General features: G+C 51.2%; 6 protein-coding genes and 1 pseudogene. 1 reads left to right on the top strand and 6 read right to left on the bottom strand.

Going from position 1 to position 6,011, the window contains the following annotated elements:
* Positions 1-121: 121 nt before the first annotated feature.
* From AUR66_RS23055 to AUR66_RS10005, 4 genes and pseudogenes are all read right to left on the bottom strand, one after another.
* Positions 122-223, bottom strand: a pseudogene (locus AUR66_RS23055) (VOC family protein); the annotation flags it as partial.
* A 67-nt stretch (positions 224-290) separates the two neighbouring features.
* Positions 291-1,547, bottom strand: coding sequence for an RNA-guided endonuclease InsQ/TnpB family protein (locus AUR66_RS20535; RefSeq protein WP_082682168.1), 1,257 nt, complete (start codon positions 1,545-1,547; stop codon positions 291-293).
* A gap of 271 nt (positions 1,548-1,818) precedes the next feature.
* Positions 1,819-2,319 (bottom strand): VOC family protein, encoded by a 501-nt coding sequence (locus AUR66_RS10010; RefSeq protein ID WP_058572291.1) that lies wholly within the window; start codon positions 2,317-2,319, stop codon positions 1,819-1,821.
* Between the two features lie 95 nt (positions 2,320-2,414).
* On the bottom strand, positions 2,415-2,891 hold the full coding sequence (locus AUR66_RS10005) for a hypothetical protein (RefSeq protein WP_058572290.1): 477 nt from the start codon (positions 2,889-2,891) through the stop codon (positions 2,415-2,417).
* Between the two features lie 756 nt (positions 2,892-3,647).
* On the opposite strand from AUR66_RS10005, the gene AUR66_RS10000 reads away from it, so the two are divergent.
* A complete protein-coding gene (locus tag AUR66_RS10000) occupies positions 3,648-4,241 on the top strand; it encodes a TetR/AcrR family transcriptional regulator (RefSeq protein ID WP_058572289.1) in 594 nt (197 codons plus the stop codon).
* Positions 4,242-4,248: 7 nt separating this feature from the next.
* Here AUR66_RS10000 and AUR66_RS09995 read toward each other — a convergent pair whose 3' ends face one another.
* Both AUR66_RS09995 and AUR66_RS09990 read right to left on the bottom strand, forming a co-directional pair.
* Positions 4,249-5,031, bottom strand: a complete 783-nt coding sequence (locus tag AUR66_RS09995; RefSeq protein WP_058572288.1) for a TrmB family transcriptional regulator — start codon at positions 5,029-5,031, stop codon at positions 4,249-4,251.
* A partial coding sequence (locus tag AUR66_RS09990) for an MMPL family transporter (RefSeq protein ID WP_157533056.1) occupies positions 5,012-6,011 on the bottom strand: 1,000 nt, incomplete at its 5' end. The genes AUR66_RS09990 and AUR66_RS09995, both read right to left, overlap by 20 nt.

Genomic DNA, 6,011 nt, shown 5'->3' with positions numbered 1-6,011 from the left:
CAAGGGTAGCGTGGGGTCTGCGAGAAGAATCTCTGCGACGATAGCCATACACAGTATCGGACGCCGAGGTAGATAACACGCCGCGTTGGTGAAAAACAGTGAAATCGGTTGTGAACAGGTGCTATGGGTACTGTCTGTCGGGTTCCGGAATCGATTCGAGGTTCGTCGCCGTCTCGAAGATGACGCCGTTGAGTTCGTCGGCGGTGTCGAAGTACCAGTGACATCCACCCTGATAATCACAGGGAATCCTCACGCTGGAATCTCAGCGATGCCGAGTCCACGGAGGCAACTTACGGGTTTGTATGCTCCTCGTTGAGACGAAGAGAGCATGATGACTCCAACCAGTTGTGGTTGTCCCACTTGAGGCATACAGGCCGTGCCATCGGCCGTACTATCGTTGTTTGCTTTTTCAAGAACGATTCTGACGCAGCCAAATCTGCATGTCCTTCAAAACCACACGAACAAGTGAGTGTGTCCTGATGTCGAATCGTGTCATCAGTTGAACCACAGTATGGACAGGTCTGACTCGTCCATGCTTCTGATCGGCGCTCAACAGTCATTCCAAACTCTTCAGCGGTACATTCTATCCGATTGATGAACGCTCGAAACGCCCAGAAGTTGTGTGTTTTCTTGTTCACCCGAGCTGACCAGTGTGATTTCAGTATCCTTCTTAGCTCCCCAACGTAAACGGTTGAAACGCCGTTTTGATACAACCGCTCAATGAGATCCCTCACGAGGGCGGCCTGGGCGTGGTCACGTTGCTTTGTTCGTTTCCGGTACAGCCGTTGAATGCGCCGACTGCTGTGTTTCCCGTTTTTCAACAGTGACTGAAGTCGAGCTATTTCTCTCGTGGTCCCCAGAAACCGTTCGAACAATTCGCGTCCTTCATACAAGTACTGCTGGCCGGTCGTGGTTGTACATGCAACGAGATTGTTTACGCCAATATCTAGAGCAGCACTCTTTGATCCCAGTGGTTGTGCTAGTCGAGAATTGTCAATCGTAACTGGCTGCAAGGCTCTAAATGAGTCCGAGTGCTCATCATAGTACAGTTCCAACCGACCCTGCTTGTCGTAATCTTTCCAGTTCGGTTCGCCCCTAACTTCGAGACGCGGGCGCTCGTAGTATCCGAACCCGTGTTCCTCTTTTAGCTCTTGACCGACGAGGATTTCCAGTCGTGAGTAGTCACCCCATTTAACCGTGTACGACGTGTTACGGATGTAAGTCCGAAGGTCGCGACCGTCTGTGGCGTTACCCCAATAGCCAGGCGTCCTGTTGGCTTCACTCTTCTTTCGGAGTGCAAAGAACGACCTCCATGCTTCTCGGTTTTTACGTTCGATTTGTTGAACTGTTGCGTAACCAAGAATACCACCGTATCGCTCGCCATAATCACTGATATCCCATACGTCTCCATCTGGGTCAGTGTACTTCTGGCGGCGCTCGTAGTTTATTTCATTCCAGAGTGCGGCAGAAGCGTCTAACAGTTGCCGAAGTATCTCCTCGTCTGGTTCAGATTGAGGGACGACTTCGAATGTATTGCTTCGTTTCATTTGAGATTGATTTCCCAAATCAGCTGAAAGAGACTCAGCTCAATCTGCGATAATTCGATTCGTTGGATCGTTTGTACGTTCATTCGAATCAACGCGAGGCACTGCCGCCCCGCACCCCTTCAGGGGGCAATAAAATTTCACAGAAGTAGCTGAGATTGTCACGAGATGATCGCGGACATAGCCCAACAATGGACGGCGTCGGTTCCTATGCAACCTTGGTCAACCGACCACGCTGTTATCGAAAAATACGTGTCATGTTCCGAGTCCCGAACTATGGGTACTGCCGATCCGGTTCGGGAATCGCTTCGAGGTTCGTCGCCGTCTCGAAGATGACGCCGTTGAGTTCGTCGGCGGTATCAAAATACCAGTACGGCACCTCCCCGAAGACGCCGCTCTGAAGCACGGGCATGTCGTTCTCTTCGAACGTCTCGACCACCGCTTCGGTGTCTTCGAACGCGAAGCAGGCGACGTGGTGGAGGCCCTCACCGTGTTCGTCGAGGTGTTCGGTGTAGATGCTCTCGCCCTCCTGTGGTTCGATGAGTTCTATCATCGTGTCGCCCGCGTACGTGAGCGCCAGCGTCATCGAATAGTCGTGTTCTTCTCCTCTGTAGGTCGTGTCGTGGAGCGTCGGCGGAGCGAACTCGTAGACGTCCCACGGACCGAGTCCGAGGATGCCACCGAAACGGTCCATCCCGTCGTCGATGTCCTCGACCACGAACGCAATCTGTGTTATTTCCGGAATCTCGATTCCGAGGTCTGGTATCTCGACCATGGTCGACAATCGTCCCCGAGCACAATATATCAATTTTAAGACATTCTTGACAGTCAGGTCTGGGGACTCGTTAGGTCACCACCTGACCGAGTTCGCTACGTCCGCAGAACCTCCCCGAACTCGTCTTGGTACATCACGCTCAATTGGGTGATAGCCAACCGTAGGTTCTGAATCTCCGAGTTATTCGAGAGACCCGGATTCACGTCTACGACGTAGTCTGAGAGTCGCTCTGCGGCGACGACCACTCCGCGAACGAGGCTCTGGAAGTCGGTTTCGACTGGCCCCGAACCCGATGTCCAGACGGAAACCGTCGACGGACCTTTGTGCTCGAGGTGGAGGGTATGGTCCGAATAGAGGTAGTGAACGTCGGCGTCGCTTCCTTCCATCACCTCGATAGTGGCCTCGCAGAGACGATGCAGAGTATAGACGACAGCATCGTCGATGCGGTACTCCGTCGGACTCCCGTCGAGGTATGCGTCGGCGGCGGCGTAGCTGATTCCCGCACCCGCGGCGATATCTCCGTCTTCTATCCCCTCTCGAAAGTTCTCGTCTAGGTCGAGTTCGATTTGCATGGGTGGTCTGGACTATGGTTTTGAACAGAGTTTCGAACCCAATCGTTGGTCGTATCTCTCCACTGGAGCACGTTTTTCCCTTGTGGGTACGCAGTGATGACCCGGCCGTCAACCTCTACGGCACACATGGTGTCGATTTAACCGAACACCCGTTGTTGCGAAGGCATCGCCGACGGCAAGGAGCTTTCGAGTCGATCATTGTATCGGGTAGCAAGACAGCAGACCAGTGTCATCGAGACGAACGCGTACCGTGGTTATCTCGACACACGTGCATAGCGTTACATTCTGTAAGAACTTCCGATCAGCAAGACATCAACAACCCCGGGTCGGGTGACCCGTGGAATCCTGCCTCGAATCTTTGAAAGAGATCCACAGCTGTGGGAGGTATCTTGAGTAGCTCGTAAAGTAATCGTGACGACTTGAGAGATTTCTGTGGCGTACAATTCTGAAGCGGAATGCATGAAAGGGCAACCAATGATGGCCTCGTACCCGAGACCAACCTACCCAAGGTGAACAGACGTTCCCATTGAGTTGCCCTCACACAAGCAAATTCGCGCGGGACGCTAATCTGTTGCCACCAAAAAACCAGCCATAACACGGGCTGGCCTACCCATCTGGTGGCCATCTTATAGCGTAGTTGGATCAATACCAACCGTTACAAAATATGTCATAGAATACTTAAAGGTTGTGATGAATGCCTGACTAGAGTGTCGATTCGCATATCACTATGTGCTTCAAATAAACACTATTCGTACCATGGTCTCTTTCGACCTTACAAACTCATCATATTCCCAGACGCAAAAAGAAATCCTCGAAGGAGCGTTCCGCGCATTACGGAAAGCAAGTTACTCTGAAGTCTCAATCAACGACGTCGGTGCTGAACAAGGTCACTCAACCGGTCTCATCTATTATCATTTTGATGATAAAGATAGGCTATTTTTAGAATTGGCAACAGCGATGGCCGCTCAACTCAAAGACACTCTGGAGAGTATCCAAAAAGAATCTGCGAAAGCAACGCTGAGCACAATTGCATACACTGTCGCGGTTGAAGACGAAGACTCGCAGGATTTCTACACTGTACTCTTTGACCTGCGTTCGCAGGGGTTTCTACGTGCCGAATACCGGGAATATGCGGGAGAGATCTCGGCTTCGATATTGACCTCAATTACTACAGTGGTTCAAGACTGTACTGATCACAAGGACAGTAGCGATGCTACAGCAAAACTAACCGGACTCTTGCTTCAACGACTAGAGTGTCAGTTACTCTTTGATTCGAGAATTGAAGAAGCTCTTGAAGCCGAGATTCAACGAACAATAGAGGCCCTCACAGAACCATCGAAAACAAACTAGAGTGCGTTCAATTGAGAGATTCTGACTCGTCGAACAAGATCTCGAGGCGTGCTTTACTCATATCGATGAGAACACGTGCGAAGCTGGTTCCAGCACACCAAATTGCCACTTCTTCGGCACTAGCACAAGCACTCATCAAGACGGCTTCATCGTCAGCGATCAAGATGTGACCAGACATGAACTCTTCAGTACCCTCGATTTGTGGTGGGAGCGGAGGGTTGTACACGGTTGCGATATCTTTGAGTGAATCTAAGACTTGTTGACTCGTCGATATAATTGTGATGTCAACCGACTCATCTTTCGTGCTCTGAAGCTTTTCGACAATTTGCTCTGAAATCGGTGATGCTGCCTCAATACCAACGATGAGTGAATCTGTAGCATCATCAATGAGAGTCGAGATCCGAGAAAGAACCGCCGCCGAACCAGTAACCGTCCAAACGTGTTCTTGTGATTCTGACCGCTCATCCTCGTACTGCTCACGGATTGCGTGTAGTCCGTCAGAAACCTGTGCTCGACGGCGATGATATTCTGACTCAAGATAGTCAAGCGCCTGGTCAATCTCGATAGGGCGATACCGCTTGGGGTTTGACCGTTGGACTTCGATTAAGCCACTCTTCTCAAGTGCAGCTGCGGCACCGTAGACCTGTGATTGGGGGACATCAGTTACTTCAGCAATTTCTTTCGCTGTTCCCAGCCCAAGCTGGTGGAGCGCAACAAAAACTTGTGCTTCGTAGTTCGAAAGGCCGAACCATTCGAGCGATTCTGCGACGTCAGAGGTATCCACTGTCATGATCTGTGAATTGATTTGTTGTGGAAGGCTGGAAATATCGGTCCCACAGGACCAACGCAGGGGGGAGAACGATAATTGAGGTGAGATACGAATACAAGATACTCACACCGGTTAGGAGCCCAAACTGGCCGAGAACAGGCGTAATCGCGATTACTAGCACACCAATTCCAGTCACGGTTGTGAGCATACTCATCGTGAGGGCACCACCAGTTCCGCGGACTGTCCGGTTCAGCGAAAGCACAACGTCACCGTCGTTTTCGTCGTACTCTTCAGCGAACCGGTGGACGGTGTGGGCAGAGTAATCTACACCCAATCCAATGGCAATCGAGAGTATCGTGCCTGTCAGAGCGTTAAAGGGGATTCCATAGTATCGCATCGTGCCGGCGATAAGCGAGATAGTTACCGCGATTGGGATTAGGTTCACGATCCCGAGCGATCCTTTGCCTTCCAAAACGTGGTAGCTTAACACGAGGAAAGCCCCGGTCAACGCGAGCGCAACAGCCATACTAATCAACGCGGAAGTTGAGATGACGTCAGAGACCGCTTTCAGCACAACGATGTTGCCGGTTGCTGTTGCAGTGAATCGATATCGGTCGGCGATTGTACGGGCATCCTCAGTTACTGCCGCTTGCTTGGCGTCACTTTCGACTGTGTAGACTACCTGTGCACTGCGGTAATCTTCAGTAATATACTGCCGAGCACGGTCACCATACGGTGAACTAAGAAGCTCATCGTAAACAGTCCTCAGGTTATCATCAGGAATTCCGTTGTCATTGAGGTCATTGCGGTCTACGAGAGCTGCAAACTCAGGGGACTGGGCTGAATACTCCTGAATGATTGTAACGATACTCGTCTCCTCAGCACGTCCCCCATCTTCAACGAATGTCCCTGGTGGGTTGTCACCAGCTGCAGCGATTTCTTCCAGGGAGCTGTCTCTGTATAATGGCCCTTCAATGTAAATGGTGACACTATCACCTTGG

The sequence above is a fragment of the Haloferax profundi genome (genome assembly GCF_001469865.1).
In the GTDB taxonomy this organism is placed as follows: domain Archaea; phylum Halobacteriota; class Halobacteria; order Halobacteriales; family Haloferacaceae; genus Haloferax; species Haloferax profundi.
This window is presented reverse-complemented; position numbering and strand designations above follow the sequence as displayed.